We start from the raw sequence: 336 nt of genomic DNA, 5'->3' as shown, positions 1-336 counted from the left end.
ACCATTCTGAGATGTTTTTATTTGGTCCAAACATGCCGCCTTGCTGCTTGATAATATTCATTCTGACGAGTTCTAACTTGGCTTCATTGCACCGTTTGACAGGTAACTTTGTAATCTCGCTAAGTTGAGAATCGGTGATTCTGTCCATTGGTTTATTCCACCCATAGGTTTTACGCAGAATGGCAAGCAGCACTTTAAACTGTCGCTTGGTCAGATCTGCGCCCGAATAAGCCTCAAGCAGCATATTTGATAGTCTGGCGTAACCATCATCGAGATCTGCCACATTACGCTCCTGTCCGGCAAAGTTACCTCTGCCGAAGTTGAGTATTTTTGCTG

At 44.3% G+C, this 336-nt stretch carries 1 protein-coding gene; it reads right to left on the bottom strand.

Annotated features, from left to right (window positions below; translation table 11 throughout):
* Positions 1–283 (bottom strand): replication protein (locus JW499_RS21920; protein ID WP_463427528.1); only part of this gene is annotated, 283 nt, incomplete at its 3' end.
* Between the last annotated feature and the right edge of the window lie 53 nt (positions 284–336).

The organism is Amphritea pacifica, from assembly GCF_016924145.1.
GTDB lineage: Bacteria > Pseudomonadota > Gammaproteobacteria > Pseudomonadales > Balneatricaceae > Amphritea > Amphritea pacifica.
Note: the sequence above shows the minus strand (reverse complement) of the source record. Positions and strands in the feature narration are given on the sequence as shown.